21 protein-coding genes are annotated in these 20,469 nt (G+C 65.1%); 13 read left to right on the forward strand and 8 right to left on the reverse strand.

Features of this window, described 5'->3' with window-relative positions:
• Positions 1 to 117 precede the first annotated feature (117 nt).
• Positions 118 to 1,086, reverse strand: coding sequence for a LysR substrate-binding domain-containing protein (locus DFR52_RS07225; RefSeq protein WP_110031293.1), 969 nt, complete (start codon positions 1,084 to 1,086; stop codon positions 118 to 120).
• A 122-nt stretch (positions 1,087 to 1,208) separates the two neighbouring features.
• On the opposite strand from DFR52_RS07225, the gene DFR52_RS07230 reads away from it, so the two are divergent.
• From DFR52_RS07230 to DFR52_RS07255, 6 genes are all read left to right on the forward strand, one after another.
• The gene (locus DFR52_RS07230; RefSeq protein WP_110031294.1) at positions 1,209 to 1,661 is read left to right on the forward strand and encodes a tripartite tricarboxylate transporter TctB family protein; all 453 of its coding nucleotides are present in this window, start codon (positions 1,209 to 1,211) and stop codon (positions 1,659 to 1,661) included.
• Positions 1,662 to 1,668: 7 nt separating this feature from the next.
• A complete protein-coding gene (locus tag DFR52_RS07235; protein WP_110031295.1) occupies positions 1,669 to 3,234 on the forward strand; it encodes a tripartite tricarboxylate transporter permease in 1,566 nt (521 codons plus the stop codon).
• Position 3,235: 1 nt separating this feature from the next.
• Positions 3,236 to 4,207 (forward strand): tripartite tricarboxylate transporter substrate binding protein, encoded by a 972-nt coding sequence (locus DFR52_RS07240; RefSeq protein WP_158284883.1) that lies wholly within the window; start codon positions 3,236 to 3,238, stop codon positions 4,205 to 4,207.
• 61 nt (positions 4,208 to 4,268) lie between these two features.
• On the forward strand, positions 4,269 to 5,471 hold the full coding sequence (locus DFR52_RS07245) for a CaiB/BaiF CoA transferase family protein (protein ID WP_110031297.1): 1,203 nt from the start codon (positions 4,269 to 4,271) through the stop codon (positions 5,469 to 5,471).
• 35 nt (positions 5,472 to 5,506) lie between these two features.
• Complete coding sequence (locus DFR52_RS07250) at positions 5,507 to 6,469, forward strand: alpha/beta hydrolase family protein (protein WP_110031298.1); 963 nt, start codon at positions 5,507 to 5,509, stop codon at positions 6,467 to 6,469.
• A 252-nt stretch (positions 6,470 to 6,721) separates the two neighbouring features.
• The gene (locus tag DFR52_RS07255; protein WP_210205795.1) at positions 6,722 to 7,873 is read left to right on the forward strand and encodes an MFS transporter; all 1,152 of its coding nucleotides are present in this window, start codon (positions 6,722 to 6,724) and stop codon (positions 7,871 to 7,873) included.
• A gap of 63 nt (positions 7,874 to 7,936) precedes the next feature.
• Here the strand turns inward: DFR52_RS07255 and DFR52_RS07260 are convergent, their stop codons facing one another.
• Both DFR52_RS07260 and DFR52_RS24435 read right to left on the reverse strand, forming a co-directional pair.
• Positions 7,937 to 8,665, reverse strand: coding sequence for an NAD(P)-binding domain-containing protein (locus tag DFR52_RS07260; RefSeq protein ID WP_110031300.1), 729 nt, complete (start codon positions 8,663 to 8,665; stop codon positions 7,937 to 7,939).
• A complete protein-coding gene (locus DFR52_RS24435; RefSeq protein ID WP_158284884.1) occupies positions 8,665 to 8,805 on the reverse strand; it encodes a hypothetical protein in 141 nt (46 codons plus the stop codon). The genes DFR52_RS07260 and DFR52_RS24435 overlap by 1 nt, the downstream gene beginning before the upstream one ends.
• 113 nt (positions 8,806 to 8,918) lie before the next feature.
• Between DFR52_RS24435 and DFR52_RS07265 the strand changes: the two genes are divergently transcribed.
• The 6 genes from DFR52_RS07265 to DFR52_RS07290 all read left to right on the forward strand — a co-directional run bounded on the left by DFR52_RS07265 (position 8,919) and on the right by DFR52_RS07290 (position 15,838).
• A complete protein-coding gene (locus DFR52_RS07265; RefSeq protein ID WP_110031301.1) occupies positions 8,919 to 9,608 on the forward strand; it encodes a TetR/AcrR family transcriptional regulator in 690 nt (229 codons plus the stop codon).
• Entirely contained in the window at positions 9,589 to 11,091 is a 1,503-nt protein-coding gene (locus DFR52_RS07270; RefSeq protein ID WP_110031302.1) for an FAD-dependent oxidoreductase, read from the forward strand. The genes DFR52_RS07265 and DFR52_RS07270 overlap by 20 nt, the downstream gene beginning before the upstream one ends.
• A gap of 359 nt (positions 11,092 to 11,450) precedes the next feature.
• Positions 11,451 to 11,768, forward strand: coding sequence for a (2Fe-2S)-binding protein (locus DFR52_RS07275; protein ID WP_110031303.1), 318 nt, complete (start codon positions 11,451 to 11,453; stop codon positions 11,766 to 11,768).
• A gap of 45 nt (positions 11,769 to 11,813) precedes the next feature.
• Positions 11,814 to 12,296, forward strand: coding sequence for a bacterioferritin (gene bfr, locus DFR52_RS07280; RefSeq protein ID WP_110031304.1), 483 nt, complete (start codon positions 11,814 to 11,816; stop codon positions 12,294 to 12,296).
• Positions 12,297 to 12,446: 150 nt separating this feature from the next.
• Positions 12,447 to 13,634 carry an ATP-grasp fold amidoligase family protein gene (locus DFR52_RS07285; protein ID WP_158284885.1) on the forward strand — a complete coding sequence of 396 codons (1,188 nt, stop codon included), beginning with the start codon at positions 12,447 to 12,449 and terminating at the stop codon, positions 13,632 to 13,634.
• Positions 13,635 to 14,029: 395 nt separating this feature from the next.
• Complete coding sequence (locus DFR52_RS07290; RefSeq protein WP_110031306.1) at positions 14,030 to 15,838, forward strand: SLC13 family permease; 1,809 nt, start codon at positions 14,030 to 14,032, stop codon at positions 15,836 to 15,838.
• 354 nt (positions 15,839 to 16,192) lie between these two features.
• Here DFR52_RS07290 and DFR52_RS07295 read toward each other — a convergent pair whose 3' ends face one another.
• The 5 genes from DFR52_RS07295 to DFR52_RS07315 all read right to left on the reverse strand — a co-directional run bounded on the left by DFR52_RS07295 (position 16,193) and on the right by DFR52_RS07315 (position 20,034).
• Positions 16,193 to 16,447 carry a DUF2188 domain-containing protein gene (locus tag DFR52_RS07295; RefSeq protein ID WP_110031307.1) on the reverse strand — a complete coding sequence of 85 codons (255 nt, stop codon included), beginning with the start codon at positions 16,445 to 16,447 and terminating at the stop codon, positions 16,193 to 16,195.
• Between the two features lie 168 nt (positions 16,448 to 16,615).
• Positions 16,616 to 17,260, reverse strand: coding sequence for a phosphoribosyltransferase family protein (locus DFR52_RS07300; protein ID WP_110031308.1), 645 nt, complete (start codon positions 17,258 to 17,260; stop codon positions 16,616 to 16,618).
• Entirely contained in the window at positions 17,257 to 17,931 is a 675-nt protein-coding gene (locus DFR52_RS07305; protein ID WP_110031309.1) for an energy-coupling factor transporter transmembrane component T family protein, read from the reverse strand. Before DFR52_RS07305 ends, DFR52_RS07300 begins: the two co-directional genes overlap by 4 nt.
• Positions 17,918 to 19,453 carry an ABC transporter ATP-binding protein gene (locus DFR52_RS07310; protein WP_110031310.1) on the reverse strand — a complete coding sequence of 512 codons (1,536 nt, stop codon included), beginning with the start codon at positions 19,451 to 19,453 and terminating at the stop codon, positions 17,918 to 17,920. Before DFR52_RS07310 ends, DFR52_RS07305 begins: the two co-directional genes overlap by 14 nt.
• 8 nt (positions 19,454 to 19,461) lie before the next feature.
• The gene (locus tag DFR52_RS07315; RefSeq protein ID WP_110031311.1) at positions 19,462 to 20,034 is read right to left on the reverse strand and encodes an aminotriazole resistance protein; all 573 of its coding nucleotides are present in this window, start codon (positions 20,032 to 20,034) and stop codon (positions 19,462 to 19,464) included.
• Positions 20,035 to 20,127: 93 nt separating this feature from the next.
• Here DFR52_RS07315 and DFR52_RS24175 point away from each other — a divergent pair, with 93 nt between their 5' ends.
• Complete coding sequence (locus tag DFR52_RS24175; protein ID WP_146215552.1) at positions 20,128 to 20,361, forward strand: hypothetical protein; 234 nt, start codon at positions 20,128 to 20,130, stop codon at positions 20,359 to 20,361.
• Positions 20,362 to 20,469 lie beyond the last annotated feature (108 nt).

Consider the following 20,469-nt stretch of genomic DNA (forward strand, 5'->3'; position numbering starts at 1 on the left):
ATGCGCTTTCAGGGCGCACCTCCGTTCCAATTCCTAGACCCGTTTCGGTAAGAAGAAAAAATCGAAAATATCTTCAATGTGAAAGGAAATTCTGATGGCGACCCGCAAAGGGCGGGCTCAGTCGACACCGCTGACTCCGGCTGCGTCGTTGAAGTGTTCGGCCGTCGCGCGCAGCACCCGCCGAAAACTCTGCAGGGCAGCCATGTTCTCGTGCTCGGCCAGTGTGACGAAACTGATCTGGATCGGCGGCAGGCGCAGCGCGGGGATGTCGAGCTGGCACAGTTCGCCGGCCGCGATATGCGTGTCGAGAATGAAGCGCGGCACGCAGGTCAGGACGTTCAGTTCCCGCGCCAGGATCATCATGCCCGCCAGGTCGGCCGAGATTTCAAGCATCGGCACAGGGGCGGCGACACCATGGTTTCTCAGTTCGGTTTCGAGCGCGATCCGGTTGTTCGAACCCGCGGGGGGCATCACCCACTGCCATTCGGCAAGCTCGGAGATCGCAATGTCGCTGCGTCTGGCGAGAGGATGGTTGACGGAGCAGGCGAGGACCAGGTCCGTCCTGATCAGCGGATCCTGCCGCAGCAGCGATGCCATGTTCTGAGGCATCTGGTCCCAGTCGACGCGTCCCACATAGCAGTCCAGGTCGCCGTCCCACAGCGACTGCAGCATCTCGGTGACGATGCCGGTGCGGAGCCTCAGCCGGATCCGCTCGTCGGCGGCTTCCAGGCGCCGCATCGCATCCGGGAGCATCTTGAAGATCACGGCCGGATTGGTGCCCACTCTCAGGATCGGTGACTGCTCGGCTGCGAGTTCGGTGATCAGATGGTCGAAGGACGCCAGGCCCGAGCGCGCCCGCTGCAGGGCAAGCCGTCCCGCCGGGCTGAGCTCCACCCCGCGCACGGACCTCTCCACCAGGGGGACTCCGAAGGCATATTCCAGATCCTTCACCATCTGGGAGACCGCCGGCTGGGTCCGATTGATGATGGATCCCACGGCCCTGAGCGACCCATGCTCGTCGATGAGTTCCAGGAGTCGGAGGTGACGAAGACGCAGCCCGTCAAGACGTGGGGAATGTGAAGCCATAACGAAAGCTTATCACATTCAAGAAAGATTGGACTATTTCTTTTCGTGCTTTCGGGGGTAGGTGTTGGGGAGATCGGACCCATGAGCCTTCTGAGTCACGGGCCGGCCGCGAGGAGGAGTCAATGAGGCGAGCCAATGTCATGGCTGGCGTCATCCTGGCCGTTTTCGGCCTGGTGATGCTGGTCATCGTTATTCCCAGGCAGATCGGGCCGGGGCCGGACGGCATGATGTCGCCGAGCCTGGTCCCGAGCATGATGATGATCGTCATCACCGCGTTGTCGCTCATTCTCGTCATCAGCAACATCCGCGCCAGACCGGTCGACGCGCGGGCCGAGCCCGCCGCGCCGATCTCGCGCGACGAGATCCTGGCGCTTGTCAGGATCCTGGGCCTCTTCGCCGTCGCGCTCGGCCTCCACCTGTGGCTGTCGCCACTGGCCGCGGGCTTCGCGCTGGTGGCCGGGGCGCAACTGGTGCTGGGCGAGCGCCGGCCCCTGCTGCTGATCCTGGTGCCCGCAGGCTTCCTCGGTGCGATCTGGTTGCTGTTCTACAAACTGCTGGGGACGGCCATCCTATGAGGACGCCATGGACTATATGATCGTCGGTTTCCAGGACGTCCTCAACCCGACGACCCTGTTCTGGGTGACGGCCGGTGTCACGCTCGGCTATGTGCTGGGTGCGCTTCCCGGGCTGGGCAAGGCGACCGGGGTCGCGGTGGCAATTCCCATGACCTTCTATCTCGACCCGACGGCGGCGCTGGGCATGCTGATCGGCATCGCCAAGGGCAGCGGCGCGGGCAGCGCCGTGTCGGCGATCCTGCTCAACACGCCGGGCGAGCCGTCCTCTGCCCCCACCGCGCTCGACGGCTACCCCCTTGCCCGCCAGGGAAAGGCGCAGAAGGCGCTGAAGATGGGGCTCTACGCCTCCGTCATCGGCGATCTGCTGTCGACGCTGGTGCTGATCATGCTGGCAGCGCCGCTGGCGCGATATGCCCTCCTGATCGGCCCGGTCGAACTCTGCGCGATCCTGCTGTTCTCGCTCACCTTCATCGGCGGCCTGTCCGGCAGTTCCATGACCAAGGGCATGATCGCGGCGGCCTTCGGGGTGTTCTTCGCCACCATCGGCATGGAGACGGAGACTTTCGTGCCGCGCCTGAGCTTCGGCCTGCTCGAGCTCGATGACGGGTTATCGCTGGTGCCGCTGGCCATCGGCATGCTGGCCGTGGCCGAGATGATCGTCCAGGCCGGCAACATCAAGGCGCTCGATCATGAATCCGCCCAGATCGTCGATGGCGCCGCGCGCGAGGACCGCATCATCACGCGCGACGAGTGGCGGCGCAGCATTCCCGCGATCCTGCGCGGCACGGTGATCGGGTCGATCGTCGGCATCCTGCCGGGGCTCGGTGCCAGCGTCGGCTCCTTCATCTCCTATGGCGCCACCCGGAAGGCCTCGAAGACGCCGGAGAAATTCGGAACCGGCATGATCGAGGGCGTGGCGGCTGCGGAAAGCGCCGACAACGCCGTCGTGCCGTCGAGCCTGATCCCGCTCTTCGCGCTCGGCATTCCGGGCAGCGTCATCGCGGCCATCCTTATCGCGGCCTTCATCCTGCACGGGCTGACGCCGGGACCGCTCATGTTCGTCCAGCAGCCTCGGCTGGTCGCGGGCGTCTACGCCTCGATGATCTGCGCCAGTTTCATCATGCTCGCCATCGGCTATTTCGGCCAGCGCCTGTTCGCGCTGGTCATCAGGCTGCCGCTGCGTCACATCATTCCCGGCGTGCTTCTGCTGTGCTCGATCGGCGCCTATATGGACACCAACAGCGTGTTTTCGATCTACGTCATGCTTGCCTTCGCGGTGATCGGCTTCTTTGCCCGCAAGCTTGATTTTTCCTTTGTGACGTTTCTGATCGGCTTCGTCATCGGGCCGACGCTCGAGCTGACGTTCAGGCAGTCGCTGCAACTGCTCGACCACCGCACGGTCAACCTCGTCCATCACCCCATCGCCGCCGCCTTCATTCTCCTCACGCTGCTGACGGTGGTCTGGCTCGGCCGCGGCAATGGCCGCCGCGTCGGGATGGCGCCGGCCGTCGCGGCCGTTCCGGGACTGGACACGACGCCAGGCGATACAACCGAAATCAAAAGGGAGGACTGACATGACAAAGCTGACCCGACGTTCCGCACTCGGTGCGACACTGGCGCTCGCACTCGGATGCGCCGGCATGTGCGCACCTGCCGCGATGGCGCAGGAGGGCTATCCGGACAAGCCGATCACCATGCTGGTCGGATACGGCGCCGGCGGCCAGACGGATCTCGTCGCCCGCGCCGCCGCCAGGGCAATGTCCGCCCAGCTCGGCCAGCCGATCAACGTCGTCAACAAGCCGGGCGTCGGCGGCGCCGTGGCGGCGCGCGAACTCGGCCAGGCGGCCCCCGACGGCTACACGATCCTGTTCAATTCGAACGCGCTGATCAACCTGGCGCCCTTTCTCATGCAGAACGCATATTTCTCGCCTGACGAGTTCGACTATGCCGGCATGATCACCGCCTTCCAGCTCGCCCTGGCGGCCCCCAAGGACGCTCCCTTCGACGACATCGCGGGATATGTCGAATGGGCCGGGAAGAATCCAGGCTCCAGCTTTGCCGCGCTCGCCCCCGAAGCGCGCCTCTACATCAACGAGATCATGAAGAAGACGGGCATCAAGGTGAACATCGTGCCGGTGCAATCGGGCTCGGAAGTGATCAACACGCTTCTCGGCGGTCAGGTGATGCTGGCCTATTCGGGCGGCATTCACTACCGTTACCCCGACCAGATCAAGACCATCGCGCCGACCACCACCTTCCGTCACCCCTCGGCCCCGGAGGTTCCGACCATCGAGGAACAGGGGTTCCCCCTCGGCATGGACACCCGAACCACGGTGATCCTGCCCAAGGGCACGCCGCAGGCCATCATCGACAAGTTGTCGGCGGCTCTCGAGGCCTGCAGGACCGATCCTGACTTCAAGAAGATCACCGACTCGGCCGACATCCCGATCCAGTACTTCGACGCCGCGGCGGCGAGGCAGGAAATGGAATCGAGCACCGCCAAGAACAAGGCGATCATGCAGGCCGCGGGCGTCATCGCCAAGTGACCCATTGCCGCTGCGGGCCTTCCGGGCCCGCAGCGGAACTGCGAAAGATGAAAGGCGAGCAATGTTCCAACCCCTCAAAGGTGTCCGGGTGGTCGACCTCAGCCAGGTCCTGGCCGGTCCCTATGCCACCTACCAACTTGCCCTGATGGGCGCCGAGGTCATCAAGATCGAGAAGCCGGGCGAAGGCGACTGGACCCGCACCGGCGGTCCGCTGCCTGATCTCTCGGAGCGCCGCATGGGTCTCGGCTACCTGACCCAGAACGCGGCGAAGAAGTCGGTCACGATCAATCTCAAGACTCCGGAAGGACTGGAGCTGGCAAGGAAGCTCGTGGCCACCGCGGATGTCTTCGTCGAAAATTTCAAGCCCGGCGTCGCCGCAAGGCTGGGATTGGGGTTCGAGGCGGTTCGCGGCATCCGCAAGGACATCGTCTATTGCTCGATCTCCGCCTACGGGCAGAATGGCCCGCTCAGCCGGCGCCCGGCCTATGACCATGTCATTCAGGGCATGTGCGGCATCATGCTGACCACCGGCAAGCCCGGAGACGGCCCCACCAAGGTCGGTGCACCCTATGTCGATTTCGCCACCGGCATGAATGCGGCGATGGCCGTCATGGCCGGACTGATGGAAGCCAGGCGCACCGGCGCGGCGGTCGAGCTCGATGTCGCCATGCTGGACACCGCCCTGATGCTGATGGCGTCAATGATGACGCAGCACAAGACCGCGCACTGGATGCCGGTGCAGAATGGCAACGAGGCCTGGAGCACCAGCCCGTCATCCGGTGCGTTCGAGACGGCGGACGGCATGTTGATGCTTGCGGCCAACAACGAGCCGCAGTTCCGCAAGCTCTGCACGGCCATCGGGCGGGAGGACATTCTCGCCGACGCGCGCTGGCGCAGCCCCGAGGCGCGCAGGACCCATGGGCCAGAACTGCGGGAAGCGCTCAATGCGACCTTCCTTGCGCGCACCGCGGCCGACTGGGAAACTATTCTCGAAACCGCCGACGTGCCCGCCGCCAGGGTTCGCGGACTGGACGAAGCGCTTGCCGAGCCTCAGATTGCCGCCCGGCAATTGCTCAGCGAAATCCGCGTGGAGGGTCATGATGGCGCAATCCATGTGCCCTCGCTCAGCTTCATGGCCGATGGACTGGCCGTCGCGCCGCAGTCATCCGCCCCCAGGCTGGGCGAGGACACCGACAGTGTGATGCGCGAGCTGGGAATCGATGCCGAACAGCTTGACAGGCTGCGCGCGTCGAATGTGATCTGACCGGATCAGAACCGGCCGGCAGACGGGAGAGATGAATGGACAGCGTTTCGGAGCAGTGGCCGGGTTCCCCCCGGCCGGCACGCGCCACCCGACGGATGATCACGTCGCCCGAGGACGGGCAACCCGTCGAGGTCACCTGCAGGTGGCCGGAAGACGGCGCGGTCAAGGGGTTCGTGGTGTTCTGCCACGGGCTCGGCGCAAGCGGGCGGGATCAGGAGGAACTGACCCGCTTCTGGGCGTCCCACGGCTATCTGGTCGTTCTTCCGACCTTCGCCGACTGGGTCGGCGCTGTCGCCGCGGCGGAGCCGGGACTGGGCTATGCCGCTGATGATCGCGAGTTGCTGCGCTGGACCACCGTGCCCGTGCTCCGCAGCCGGCTCTACGAGATCCTGCACACACCCGCCTACTGGCTGGCGCGCGCCGGCATTGTCCGCGCGGTCATGGCGCGGATCGAGGATATCGCCGCCTCGACCTGCGGAGCTTCCGTCGGCACCCTGCCGGGCGCCATTGCCGGCCATTCCTTCGGAGCCTATACGTCCCAGCTGTTCTCGGGGGTCGAGATCGACATCCCCGAAGACGGCACGCGCGATTTCACCGATGAACGGTTCCGGGCGGCGCTCCTGCTCAGCGCACCGGGGCGCCACCAGCAGGGGCTTCGCGACGGATCTTGGGACAGGATGCGGGGGCCGGTGCTGACGGTGACGGGAACCCACGATGTAGGGTCGAGGGGCCAGGACTGGCGCTGGAAGACCGAGCCCTTCGAACTGGCCCCGCCCGGTGACAAGTGTCTCACCGTCTTCGCCGACGCCGACCATTATCTCGGCGGCATGACCGACAACGATCCGACCCCGCACCGCCCGGAGCAGCAGCGGGCGGTGGCCACCCTCACGCTCGCCTTTCTCGACGCCCATCTCGGCAGGGATCCGGGTGCCCGCGGTTGGCTGGAATCGATCAGCGACCGCATTGGTGCATGCCCGGTCACGATCCGGCGCAAATAGCACGCAATGTGCCGTTCTCTCGAACGGGACGGATGACGGCACCTTCGGCGAGCGCCGCGACGGTTGCGCGGGCAGGCTTCCGCAGTGCCCCGATTGCGCCAGTCCGGATGTCGCTCCGGTGGCTTGCCAAGATCCGGTTTCGCGCAGACTGTGCCGCCATTCGACATCTCCAGTTGCCTCTCTTCAGCGTTAGCCAGCAAATTGGTCCAGAACCGCCTCCCGCTCGTCGAGTTTCCGCCAGCCAGAGCCGGTGTGAACTCCTTTGCCATTCTCGCCGCCTGCGAGGCGTCAGCCCGGGCGACACTGGTCTCGGTCTATCCTGTGCTGATGTACCGGGCGCTGGGCAGCGCCGCCTCGGTATCGGAGGTCTATGCCCTGGTCGGCCTGACCGGGCTGCTCTGCGCGCTGGGCGTCCCGTTGCTCGCCCGCTATGTGCCGCGGCGCTGGCTCTACACGCTGGGGGCGCTGATCATGGTCGCCGGCAGCGTCCTGGGTGGTTTCTTCGATGTCCGTTACGTTCCCTATGCGGTTGCCGCCACGTCGGTCGGCCTGGTCATCCTCGCGGTGTGCTTCAACGCCTATGTGATGGATTATGTCGAGCGCGCCTCGATGGGTCGAAACGAAAGCCGGCGGCTGCTGTTCAGCGGCATTTCATGGAGCGTCGGGCCGTTCCTCGGTGTGGTGCTGATGGATTGGCATCCCCAGGTTCCGTTCCTGATCTCGATCGTCGCCTGCGTGGTGATGCTCGGCTTCTTCTGGTATTTGCGTCTGGGCGACGGCAAGGTCATCACCAAGGCCCGCCGGCCGCCCGCCAATCCGCTGCGCTACATTCCGCGGTTCTTTCGCCAGCCGGCTCTCGTCGGCGGCTGGTTCTATGCCACGATGCGTTCCGTCGGCTGGTCGGTCTACACCATCTATGTGCCGATCTTCGCGGTCAAATCCGGACTGAGCGACCAGATCGGCGGTCTGGCGCTGTCGATCTCCAACGGGTTTCTGTTCTCCACGCCGTTCATGCTCGGCTTCCTGCAGAAGACAAGTGTCCGCAGGGCCATTGTCACCGGTTTTGCCGGCTCCGGCGTCCTGTTCGCCGGTGCGACGCTGATATCGGCCTTCCCCTATCCGGCGATCGTCATGCTGGTGACGGCGACCATCTTTCTGGTCCTGCTCGATGTCAGCGGCGGACTGCCGTTCCTCCTGACGGTCAAGCCTTCCGAGCGCACCGAAATGGCAGCTGTCTACTCCACCTTCCGCGATGTCGCCTCTGTCGGCTCGCCCGCCTTTGCGCGCCTGGTGCTGGTGTTTGCGCCGGTGCAGGGCGTGTTTGCCGCCACCGGCGTGCTGCTGATCGGCTGCGCTCTGGTCGCCCGGCGCACCCATCCGGGTCTCGGCCGACGTCGGCACTGAGCGGGCCAAAATGCAGACATTCGGGTTCGGAAGCGGGTTGGTTGAACGCCCGTGTTGCCATGCTCATCCGAGCAGGCGGTCGAGCCCTTCACGCAGCTCCCGGCCGAGGCCCGCATCCCGCATGTGCTGCCGCAGGCGCTGGTTGTAGCCGCCGGGCGTGTCGAGCGCCTCAAGCAGCTCCGCGCAGGGCGATCCGAGAAGACTGCTGCCGACGAGGGAGCGGAGGAACAGCTCCGCCGTGTCCGGATCGGACAGGCCGCGCCGCTTCAGCCAGTCCGCGGCATCCTTGACCATGCTGACGGCGGGCGCGAGCACGGCCTGGGCGCAGAGAAAGCTGCCCAGCTCCTCTTCGCTGCCGAGCGCGAAGACCGAATTGCGGGCGCCGAAGAGCTCGTCGACCAGGCTGCGGTCGCCCGAGACCAGGATCGGCGAATTCCCGGCCGCGATCGCCGGGAACGGGATCATGCGGGCCGCCATCTCAGCCGGAGCGACCAGTGCCGCCGTGGCCGCGAAACTCACATCCGCCATCAGCGAGATGATCCGCTGCCCCTTGCGAAAACGCAGCGGCGCGAGTGCGGCCTGCGCGGCGTCGCCCGTCGTGCCGAGGATCACGACGTCGCTGCCGTCCACGACCTGCTGGTTTTCGGCCACCGTCACATGCCCGAACCGCTCTGCAAGCCGCGCCGAATTGATGCGGCTGCGGGCCGACACGCTGATCTCGTGCCCGTCGTCTGCAATGCCCTCGACCACTGCGGTTGCGATGGTCCCGAGGCCGATGAACCCGATCCGCATCACCGCACGCCCGCCGGCAGGCGCGCGGCGCAGCCAGGGTGATCCTTCGGCACGGCGGCTTCGGGGCCGGCGGGGTCGTGGCCGGTGACCATCCGTCCGGTCTTCGGCGCGACACGCGGCAGCAACGGTTGGACGGACATGGCATCCTCCTGATTTCCCCAATCCCACCACGGACTGTTCATCAGTGTCAAGTTGAAGGTCACCCCTGTGCATTTCCGTTGCCGAGCAGGATGCAGGTGGCTATGCTGCCGTCATGGCGGATGCGCAGACAGATGATGAAACGGAAAAAGGCTGGCGCGGATCGCGCGAGGTCTGGCTGGAGGCAGCCAGCACGGCCTTGCTCAGCAACGGAATAGACGCGGTGAAGATCCAGCCCCTGGCCACCGCGCTCAACCTGTCGAGAACAAGCTTCTACTGGTTCTTCAAGGACCGGCAAGCGCTGCTGGATGCGCTCCTGCAGCAGTGGGAGGCCCGGAACACCGGCGCCTTCCTCGACGCGTGCGGGGCCTATGCGGAGACCGTGGCGGAAGCCGTTCTCAACCTCATCGCTGTGTTCCATGACGAGGCGCTGTTCGATCCCCGGCTGGATTTCGCGGTGCGCGGCTGGGCGCACCAATCGGACGCGGTGATGATGCGCGTCAACGCCGCCGACGAGCGCCGGCTGTCGGCGATCCGCGACATGTTCGAACGGTTCGGATATGCCGGCGACGAGGCCGACGTGCGGGCCCGCACCGTCTACCTGACCCAGATCGGCTACATCTCGATGCAGGTGCGGGAAAGCACGGCAGTCCGGCTGTCGCGCGTGCCCGGCTATGTGAAGACCTTCTCCGGCGTCGCGCCGACAGCGAGCGAGCTTGCGCGGTTCCGCGCCCGGATCAAGGTCGAGCCGACAAAGTTCAACGCAACAGGACAGGCATCCGGGAATGACCAGAGCACCACTTGACCACCTCGACGGCACGCAATGGGATGTCGTGGTGATCGGCGCCGGCGCCGTCGGCTGCGCCGCCGCCCGGGAGCTGGCGGGGCGCGGCTATTCGACCCTCTTGCTCGACCGCGGCGACTTCGGCTCAGGCACTTCCTCGCGCTCGAGCCGGATGCTCTACTCCGGCCTTGGCTATCTGGCGGTGCGGTACCCGCTGTGGCAGATGGCGCTGCATCCGCTGGATATGGTTCAGCGTCTGCTCTACACGCGGGACGTGATGCGCTGCCGGGCGGTACTGGTGCGCGACATGCCCGGCCATCTCACCAGGCACAGGTTCTTCTATCCGTTCCGGAAGGGTGACCGCTATCCGCCATGGCTGGTCGATCTCGGCTTTCGTCTGGTCGAGGCGCTCGGCGGCTGGAAGGTGCCGCTGTCCTACCGCCGGATCACGCCGGGTGAGGCCGCTGCGCAAAGCGCGCTTGCTGCGGGCCTTGGCGGACCGTTGCGCGGCGTCGGCGTCTTCGATGAATACATGTATGCCTGGCCCGAGCGGATCTGCGTCGACACCGCCCTTGATGCGGAGCGGCGGGGCGCCACACTGCGGACCTACACCGAGGTCACGCACATCGCGCGCCACGAAGATGGCTGGGCCGTCAGCCTTGGCGAGCGTGCGCCCTTGGCGGAGGGCCAGGCGCGGGTCATGGGCCGGATGGTCGTCAACGCCGCCGGTCCCTGGGTCGACCGGCTGTCCGGTGCGGGCGGAGACGGCAAAGGTCGCATCGTCGGCGTCAAGGGCGTCAATGTCATGGTGCGGCTGCCCGACGCCTACCGGGGCGAGGGGCTGGAGGCGTTTTCGAGCAAGGGCGAGCCCTTCTACGTGTTTCCCTGGCGGGACAGCCATTTCATCGGACCGACCGAAACCGTGGTGTCGGAAAACCCCGACGATATCCGTGTCGAGGACGCCGAGATCGACTATATCCTGTCGGAGGCAAACCGGCTCTTCCCCGACCTCGGGCTGACGCGCGATCACGTCCTGCATTGCTGGTGCGGGGTCCGGCCGACCTCGACGCTTGACGGACGCACATCGAGGACTGTCGTGCGGGCGATCGAGAACCCCGAGGCGCCCGGGCTGGTGACGATGACCGGGTCGACGATCATGCTCCACCGACACGCCGGCTGCATGGCCGCCCGGGCGGTGGAGCGCCGGCTCGGCAGGCGGGGACCTGCGCCGAGCGGCGTGATCGAACAGCCGCCCGCGGCACGGTCCGAGGCCATTGGCCAACTGGCCGCGGCCGAGCATGTCGTGCGGCTCTCCGACCTGCTGCGCCGCCGCCTGCCTGACGGTCTGGACGCCGATCTGGGACGCGACCGGGCCGAGGGCATCTCGCGCGTGGCCGCCGCCGGCCTCGGCTGGTCGGAGGAACGACGGCAGCAGGAGCTCGACCATTTCGAGCGCGAGACGGCGATGACCTACCCACGGCCAGTCGAGGCATGCGGCGGATGACGCGCCCTCCCGAGCGGCTGCGTCAGCAGGGCGCGGGCATCCGCAGTCCCGGCAACCGGGTGCTCGGTCTCTTGCCGGAATCCGAACCCATTGACTCCATTTTCGGAATACATTACCAGAAAACTCATGTTTGGGTCCAGGCGACGCGAATTCGCCCATGGATCCGACGTGTGTGAGACCTGTCCTGCCGCAGCTGACTGCGCCGGCAACCGCTGGATCTGATCGTTCATGAGAAACACCGCTGGACGGCATGCCGAAATGATGACGTGGTCCGATGCGGGCATCGGCGCAACCGAACGTGCCGGTGCAGGCACGGCAAGCCGATCGCGGCTCGGCGGGCCGGATTGCGGGATGAGATCATGATCGTCTGCAGTTGCAACATCGTGTCGCGAAGGGACATTGAGGCGGTCATCATGGATCTGCTCAATGCCGACGAGTGGCAGTTGATCACGCCGGGGAAGGTCTTCCAGGCCGTGAGCGCGCGCGGCAAGTGCTGCGGCTGCTTTCCCGGCGTGATCGACATCATTGTCGAGACAACGCAGCGCTACCACACCCAGATGCAGAGCCCGGAGCCGCAGGTGGTGGATCTGCTCAAGCGCATCGCGGGCCAGCGGCGGCGCATGGAAGACGCAAAAAACAAGGCTGCAGCGAAAAGACGGTCGCCACTGCTCACCTGATGGTGCAAAATGCGCGGTGTTACACCACAAGGACACCGACCATTTATGAAAAAGAGCAAAAAAGTCATCGAATGCCTGAACGAGGCGCTGTTCATGGAGCTCGGCGCCGTCAATCAGTACTGGCTGCATTACCGGCTGCTCGAGGATTGGGGCTACGCCAAGCTGGCCGCCAAGGAGCGGGCGGAGAGCATTGAGGAAATGCAGCATGCCGACAAGATCATCGAGCGGATCATCTTTCTCGACGGCTTTCCCAATCTCCAGACCGTGGCGCCGCTGAGAATCGGCCAGAACATCCGCGAAGTGCTCGAGGCGGACCTCGCCGGCGAGCAGGATGCCTGGGCCGCCTACACCAAGTCCCGCGACGTCTGCGAGAAGGAAGGCGACTACGTCTCCAAGAATCTGTTCGAGGCGCTGATTTCCGACGAAGAGGGGCACATCGACTTCCTGGAAACCCAGCTCCAGCTTCTCGGCACTCTCGGCGAGCAGATGTACGGCCAGCTGAACGCCTCGTCGGCCGATTCGCAGTAGCCCGGTCGACCGGCCCGTGGCTCCCTGAGGCTTCGCCGCAACCCGCGGCGAAATGACCTTGAGCGCACGGCCGGCTCGGCGCCGACCCCGTTCCCGATACGGCTCGCCAGACCGGTGAGCCGTATCCGGCTGCGCAAATCGGCACAGGGGTTGAAGCGCCGCTCGAGCCGCCCCGAGGACGAAATCTGCCGACAACCCGCTGCTCTCCGCCACAAGCCGGTCACGATCGGACGGATATCGGGACCCGCCGCCGCACCCGGGCGCCAGGCGGAGATCTGGCGCGCCCCATCCGGCCACGACAGTGAGGACAGTGAGGCGCGCACTGCTGGATTTTCGGAATTGAACAATCTAGTGATGCGGATGATTCATTGGCACCAGTCGGGAAATCCCATGCAGGGCGCGTTCTTCAAGTTCATCGACCTGGTGGTCTACCTCCGGCACCCGCGCCTGATGTTGAGCTATTTTCGCAACATGGGGTATTGGCCGCAGGTCGCCTTGCCGCGCAATTTCAACGAGAAGTTTCTTTGGCGCAAGGTCTTCGACCACGACCCGCGATTTCCGGAATGCATCGACAAGCTGCGCAGCAAACAGCATGTCCGCGCGCGATATCCCGATGTGCGGCTGCCCGAGACCATCTGGGAGGGAAGCGATCCGGCGGCGATCCCCGACTCCGCCCTGGCGGGCAACTGCGTCGTCAAGGCCAATCACGGATGCGGGTGGAACCTGCTGGTCGAGGCTGGAAATGTAAACCGTTCGACTGTCAACAGGAAGGGCCGCAAATGGATGCGTCGCCGCTATTACGGTCGGAGACGGATGGAATGGGGCTACAGGGATATCATCCCCCGTCTGTTCGTCGAGGAGATGGTGATGGACGCGGGGCGTCCGGTTGACCGGGAATACAAGTGCTACATCGCAGGAGGGACATGCGTTTTCGTCTACATGAAGGTGGGGCGATTCGGCAGGACGCCGCTGGACGTGGTGTTCGGTCCTGACGGAGTGTCGCGAGTCACGCGATGCAGCAGACGCTACGACTCGGTTCCGTTCGCCAAGCCGGAGAACTGGAATCGGATCATTGCGGCGGCCGAAGAAATGGGCAGGGAGTTCGACTCGGTCCGATGCGATCTCTACGAAATCGATGGCGAAATATGGTTCTCCGAATACACGTTCTACTCGGATGCCGGCTATGACTATATCGATTGGCCCGAGGTCTATGGGCAGTTGGGCGATCTCTGGGATCTCCGCAGGTCCCACTTTCTCCTGCGGGATCACAAGGGATTGAGACAGATCTACAAGAGGCGCCTGATCCGACAGCTCGATGCCGATGCTGCCCTCGACTGAGGGGAGGGGCGAGGGCAGCCACGCCTGCCCGCTCGCCTGCCCGCTCGCCTGCCCGCTCGCTTGTCCGCTGCGGGTTCCGGCCCGGTTGCGGTGGCGTCTTTGCTCCACCCGGACCGGTTCGATCCGGTGCCGCAAAACTGGCGGCCTTCCGTGCCGGGGTAACAGGTGGTCACGCCTGTCCGCAACGGGTTTCGCCGCACGGGTGCTGCCATCTCGGCGCTCCCGCCGCCTCCCGCGACCAAGCGGGTCATCGGCCACGTCCGGGCCCGGAACTGCTGCGGCTGCGTGCATTTCCACGGCGAGAAGAGATCGGAGGAATAAATCGTCCTGCCACGCAACTCCCGGAGCGCCGGCGCGTTTGTGAGACAGCCGAAACACCGGCTCGGGGCGGATTGATGTCTTACAGTTTTTTTTCGGACTTCCTGGCGGATTGGTCCGCCGGTCTTTCTGCAGTTATTCTCGGCCTGGTGTTCCTCGGATTCCTGTTCGAGAAGATGCCGCCGGCGGCGGTGGCCACCGCCGGAGCGGCGGCGTTTCTGTTGCTCGGCTACGTCACCACCGAGGAGGTGCTGGCAGTCTTCTCCAACCCGGCTCCGATCACCATTGCTGCGATGTTCATCCTGTCCTCCGCGCTGGTCAGCACGGGCGTGCTCGACGCGGCCTCGTCCTATTTTGTCGGCCTGTCGGAACGGCGTGGACCGATTGCCCTGGTTCTCATCCTGCTCGGCGCGGCGCTGGCGTCGAGCCTGATGAACAACACGCCGCTGGTCATCGTGCTGATCCCGATCATATCCAGAATGGCCCGTGCTCTCGATATTCCGTCCAGCAAGGTTCTCATTCCGCTGTCCTACATGGCGATTCTCGGCGGTACTCTCACGCTGATCGGCACCTCCACCAATCTGCTCATCGACGGCGTGGCGCAACGCGAGGGGATGGAGCCGATGCGGATGCTCGAGATCCTGCCCTTCGGCCTGGTGGCGCTCGTGGTGGGTGGTCTCACATTGCTGGTCCTGGGACCGCGGCTCCTGCCATCGCACATGGCGTCCGGGGAGGCCATCGATGACAGCGCCACCGAGTTCATGTCCGAAGTCCAGATCATCGCGCCCGCCGCCGACGCGGACGAACCCAATTCCACCGGCAGGGTGCTGTCGGATTTCAGCGCGCTGTCGAAGACGCGGGTGATCGCGGTCCTGCGCGGCACCGAGCGCCTGAAGCCCGATCCCGAGCTGGAACTCAACCGCAACGACCTGGTCATTTTCCACGCCAATCAGTCCGAGCTTCTGACCCTTCACGATCACCCCAATTACAGCCTCGGCTACTTCAAGGCGCTGCTTTCGGTGGCCGACCAGCAGAAGACCGAGAAGGTGGAGGCCGTCTATGCCGGAGACGCCGGCAGCAGCGGTCGCCAGCTGCGCGATCTCGGCTGGTTCAAGGCGGGGGTGCGGGTGCTGGGCATTTCCAGGCGAAAGCACAATCCCGGGCCCGAACTCTCCGAAGTCCGGCTCCGGGCGGGTGATCGCATTCTCCTCGAAGGCAGCCCGGGCGATCTCGCGGAAATCCTGCAGTCGGAGAGCTTCGTCGCGGCGGCGGAGCCGAAGCTCAGACCCTACAAGCGGCATCGGGCGGGAGTTGCCATCCTGACAATGGCCACCGTCATCGTGCTGTCGATCTTCAATGTGGCCCCCATCGTCACCCTGTCACTCCTCGGTGTCGGCATCATCCTGCTCATGCGCTGCGTCGAGGCCGAGGATGCCTGGAAGGCCATCGACGGTTCCATCCTGGTGCTGATCTTCGCCATGCTCGCCATCGGCCGCGGCCTCGACAACACCGGCGTGGTGCAGGGCCTTGTCGAGGCGGTGACGCCGTACCTGAAGACTGTGTCACCGCTGGTGGTGCTGTTTGCGGTCTACGCGCTCACCTCGGTGCTGACCGAGCTGATTTCCAACAATGCGGTCGCCGTCATCCTCACGCCGATGGCCATCGGCCTGGCCACATCGCTCGGCATAGATCCGAAACCGCTCATCTACGCCATCATGCTCGGTGCCTCGGCGAGCTTCGCCACGCCCATCGGCTATCAGACCAACACGCTGGTCTACGCCGCCGGCAGTTACCGCTTTGCCGATTTTCTCAAGATCGGACTGGTCATGAACGTGGTCGTCGGCATCGCAAGCTGCCTGGCGATCTGGGCCTTCACCGGGATCTGACCGACGTCGGCGAGGCGGGCGGATGCAGGTAGTCGCCGCACCGGTTTGGCTGTTCGGACATGCGGGCAGGCTTGCCACATCTAACGGTCTCGCGAGGACCGTGAGGATTCGGACGAATCCAACGACCTCGCCGCGCATAGGTTTGCATGGTCGGGCCGGACTCCCCTGCGCGGATCTGTGGACACTCGATCGGCATACGGACGCGCCGTCCGCATCCTCGAACTATGCCGGACAGAAGCCGTCATGGCGGGGATCGCCTTGCGGACCCCGCGCACGATGATGATCGTCGGGCCTCCACCCGCCAGGGCGCCTTCCGTTTCGTGGAACCGGAGAAGCGCTGCCAGCATGGGTGCTTTAGCGCGATGGCCCGTTGTCCTCGACAACGGTTTCCGGCCGATCACGCCCATCTATCAGTTCCTCGTGCCAGTTGCCGGCAGTGTCCTCGAATGCCACGGCTGCAGTGTCCCCGCCGACCCGCTGGCGTCCCGCGGCTTCGCGGGCGGTTCTCAGCGCGTCATCATGATTGGAAAAGGTCTCCGAATAGACATCGCCCACCTTGTAGGCGAAGCCGCCGTCATGCTGGACAATCTGATAGGTGATTTTCGTCATAGTCGGCTCCTTGCCGTAAACTGCACGACGAACCGCAACGGCCGCCACGCGAAGGTGGGCGCGAGGAGGCTATAGAGCGCCCCGCGAGACAACGGGCTGCCTCAACAAGAGTTCCGTGAGCAGAAGCGGCCGGGGCGTTGCGCCGGGATGCGCCGGGTATCCGACCGCTCAGAGAAAGGTCTCGGGCAATGGCACCCACTGGTCGCCCTGGTCGCCGGTCTTTGTAAATTGCGGAATATGCGCAAGGCTCTGCAGCAGCCGGGTGTCGTCGCCCAGGGCCTGCATCCAGTCACGGGCTTCAGTCAGGATGACGCCGACACCGACCACGATGCCGCCGGCCCTGCGCACAAGATCGATGGAGCCGCGAAGGCTCGAGCCGGAAGCCACGACGTCGTCGACCACAACCACCCGCCGGCCTGCAAGCAGCGGAATCGACCGGCGGTCGAGCAGCAGTCGCTGCTCGCCTTTCGACGTGATGGACGAAATCGACTGGCTGAGGGCGTTCCCGAGATGAATCTTGGGTGACTTCTGCACAATGACATAATCGTCCAGGCCGAGGGCGCGGGTTACCTCGATGGCGACAGGGATGCCGAGCGTGGCGGCGCCGACCACAATGTCGGGCTTGCTCGGCGCCAGCTTCCGGCCGAGTTCGCTGCCGACATGCGCGCCGAAGCGAATGCCAAGATCAATCACCATCATCAGCGAGATGCCGAAGTCCGGCTTGATGGCGACAATCGGCAGATCGACCTTGAGGCCAGCGACATCGACCGTCCAGATTTGATCGGTGACGGGGCTTTCGGAAGGATCGGTCATGGCAGTCTGTCCTGTGCTTTCGGGAGGCGCGGTTCGACCATCAGGCCGACCTTTCGCCAGGTGGTGCGCTTTTCACGCATGTCGAAACCGTGGATGGAGAGGGAAAGCGAGATCGAGTGCGCCATACGTATGGCCTGAACCAGCAGGGGGACGCCGCGGGCCAGTGCGAAGCGCAGTCGCACCAGAAACCCGACATCGTCGATTTCCATGCCTCTTGCCCGCTGGGCGTCGGCGATCCGCTCGAAATCATCGCGCAGCATCGGGATGATGCCGAAGGTCAGCGACAGCACCAGGGTGGCCACCGGCGGCAGCCGGGCGGCGCTGGATGCGGCGAGAATTGATCCGGGCGTGCTTGTTTCCATGACGAAGAAGAACGCCGCGGTGGTTGTCACCAGGCGCGCCGACATGCCGGTGGCCATGGACAGGGCTTGCAGGGCGGGCTGGCCCTGCAGCATCAGATTGACGACCCAGCTTGCCTGCACAAGCAGGACCAGAAGCGCCGCGCCCTTGAGATAGGCCTTGATGCCCGGCACTTGCGCGATCCGGAGAAAGCCCAGTGTGGCAAGCGCCAGCGGCACGCCGAGCCGCCAGTCGGTGGCAAACCACGCCCCGACGGTCAGCAGCAGGGCGCCGGCGAGCTTGAGGAAGAAGTTGACCTCATGAAAGCGCATGGTCTGGCTCCGTTGGCTCCGCCTGCCGCGGCCCCGGCCAGCCGAGGCGGCCATAGGCATGACAATCCCATGCGTGCTCAGTCGGGCCATCAAAGGAGATCCGGCCCTCGTCGAGAAGCAGGACCCGCGAGCAGACATCATCGACCAGTTCCAGATCGTGCGAAATCAGCATGATCGCCCGATCCTCCGCCATGGCGGTTGCCAGAAACAGATCGAGCATTCTGCGCCCGTCCAGGTCGCGGGCAAGCAGGGGTTCGTCGAGGATCGCAAGCTGGCTGCCGGCCGCTTCCGCGCAGGCGAGGCCCAGCAGCGCCTGCTGCCGGGATGACAAGGCGAAGGGGTTGGTGTCGGTCTGTTCCGAGAGGCCGTATCTTGCCAGCGCCGCGCGGGCCCGGCTCAGAGTGATGGGCGGGTTGGCATCTTTCCGCCCGGCGGTGATGGCAAAGACCGCTTCCTCCAGCACTGTCATGTTGAACAGGATCCGTCGCATGTTCTGCGGCAGGTAGGCAATCGAGCGGGCGCGGCGGGCGGTGGTCCATTCCCGGGCGGGCTCGCCGGCGATCGTGATCATGCCGGACGCGATGGGTGCAAGGCCAAGGATGGACTGGAACAGCGTGGTCTTGCCGGCGCCGTTGCGGCCGATCAGCCCGACGATTTCTCCTGCCCGTATGTCGAGACCGACATCGACGAGAACGGGCGTGCCGTCCGGGCGCTTGAGTTCCGTGCAGAGGGCTGCGACAGACAGCAGGGTCCGTCCGGTCGCCCGGGTGCTGCTTTTGTGGCGCCGCTGGCGCGGCGGCAGGATGCAGGCGTCCTGCCAGGCCGCGCTGATGCCCATCAGATCGCCAACCGGCTCCGGCGCGGCAAGTCTGCCGGACTTGAGCAGGCTCACGGCGTCCACCACGGCCTGGACGGCCGAGGGGTCCTGTTCGGCAATCAGCAGTGAGGGGATTTCGGCGCGAAGCCGGTTCAGCGTCGCCACCAGCCGCAGCCGCGCGACAGGATCCAGCCCGGTGGTCGGTTCGTCGAGCACCAGCAGGCGCGGAGATCCGGCCAGGGCCGCCGCGATGGCGACAAGTCTGCGTTCGCCGCCCGAAAGACTGAGCACGCGGCGGCCGCGCAGCTCGTCGAGCTTGAACTCATCCATCAGGATGCCGATGCGCTGTCGAACCTGGTGTTTCGGCATCCGCCGGTTTTCGAGCGGGAAGGCGATGAGGTCCTCGACGCCAAGGTCCCAGAGCTGGTCCTCGACATTCTGGAACACGATGCCGATCGAGGTGAACAGCTCCTCGCGGCTGACGCTGGTCATCGGTCGCCCTTCCCAGCGGATGTCGCCGGAAAACAGCGGCGCCGGGACCAGTCGCGGAATGATGCCTGCCACGGTCTGCATGAGAGTGGACTTGCCGCTTCCGGCAGCGCCGCAGACCAGCAGCCGCTGCCCTCTGGCGAGTTCAAGGCAGGCTCCGGCGATCACCGGTCTGGTGTCGCCGAAGCCAACCGAGACATCCTGAAGTGTCAGCACGGGATCGGTCAGAAGCGCTTGAACCCGGCGGGGTGGGCACTTTTGAGGATCTTCAGCGCCGGTATGATCAGAAGGGGCGTTCCGACGATCATCGGAACGATGTCGGAGAGACCGAGATATCCGACCGCCCACCAGAATGGAAAAATGCCGAGATAGGCGAGGCTCGCCGACACCGCGAGCACCATGACGAAGCCCACCACCAGGCAGGTTGCCGCAATTTTGAGCAGGGCGTTGCGATCCAGCACCATCTTTGCCGGGTTGAACAGCAGGCCGGGGACCAGCCCGGTCAGGCCGACCATGATGCCGTCGACGATGAGCGAATGGGCGGGAATGAAGGTGCCGGCGAGCAGCGACCAGATGATGGTGCCGAGATATCCGCAGATGAAGCCGCTGCGCCATCCCAGCAGGATCCCGATCAACGGGGGCAGGAATGCGAATATGCGCCATTGAATGACGCCCGGCACCAGCTGGATGGGATTTGCATAGGCCCACAGCACGCCCGTGGCTGCGGCGGCGACGATCGACAGGACGAGCGGAAACAGTGTGTTGCCTTCCGTTTCCATGACGGTTGAATTTGCCATCGAATTCTCCAAAAACAGATCCCCCCGCTGCTGCCATGCAAGTTGCATGCCGGAAACGGCGGGAGAAACAATTCGCAGGGAGCTGTGACGTCGGTGAGCCGGCGCGCCCCGGCCCTCCCGGCACGTTCGGCCAGTATCCGGGATGGAGGCGGCTCGAAAAAACGGGCCCCGGACCGGGTGCAGGGCACGGATCCATCGCTTGCCGCCTGGCTGGTCGACGCCGCCGGCAGCTACCGCTTTGCCGATTTTCTCAAGATCGGATTGGTCATGAACGTCATCGTCGGCATCGCAAGCTGCCTGGCGATCCGGGCCTTCACCGGAATCTGACGGAGGTCGGCGAGGCGTGCGGATGCAGGTAGTCGCCGCACCGGTTTGGCTGTTCGGACATGCGGGCAGGCTTGCCCCGGGCGGCTTCGGCTGCCGGCCGTGGAATGC

This window comes from Hoeflea marina (genome assembly GCF_003182275.1).
Lineage (GTDB): Bacteria > Pseudomonadota > Alphaproteobacteria > Rhizobiales > Rhizobiaceae > Hoeflea > Hoeflea marina.